The 568-nt window shown below is 66.5% G+C and carries 1 pseudogene; it reads right to left on the bottom strand.

Going from position 1 to position 568, the window contains the following annotated elements:
* Positions 1-496 (bottom strand): annotated as a pseudogene (locus ACLJPL_RS34110) (IS5 family transposase); the annotation flags it as partial.
* Positions 497-568: the final 72 nt, after the last annotated feature.

The following is a 568-nucleotide window of genomic DNA, read 5'->3' as shown; positions in this document are numbered from 1 at the left end:
CAGAGGCAGCAACTGGGTGACGTCGTTGCGGTTGCCGCCGGTGAGGATCACGGCGAGCGGAGTGCCGTGGCCATCCGTGATCAGGTGGTGTTTCGATCCGGATCGGGCGCGGTCGACCGGACTCGGTCCCGTGTGGTCCCCTCTTTTTTACGGCCCGCACGTGGCTGAAATCGACGACGGCCCGCGACCAGTCGAGACGGGCCGCCGCGTTCAGCTCGGCCAGCAGCACTTCGTGCAAGCGCTGCCAGACGCCGGCCCCCTTCCAATCGCGCAGCTGCCGCCAGCACGTCATGTCCGGCCCTAAGCCCAACTCCTGCGGCAGGAACTTCCATTGAATGCCGGTCTGGAGCACGAAGAGGATGCCGCACAGCACCTGCCGGTCGGGCAGCGGCTTCCGGCCCGGGTGCCAGAACCGACGCTCCTTGCGCGGCAGGAGCGGCTCGATCCGCTCCCACAAGTCATCCGACACGATCCACAGCGAAGTGTCCCCACGCATCGCCAACGCCCAACTCCTGACGCGGACACGGCCACCATGGCCCACTCGCCTCATTGTGTTAGCCGTTGTAAG

The sequence above is a fragment of the Streptomyces sp. cmx-18-6 genome, from assembly GCF_046548915.1.
In the GTDB taxonomy this organism is placed as follows: domain Bacteria; phylum Actinomycetota; class Actinomycetes; order Streptomycetales; family Streptomycetaceae; genus Streptomyces.
The sequence above is the reverse complement of the archived record's forward strand: the minus strand, read 5'-3'. Positions and strand labels throughout refer to the sequence as shown.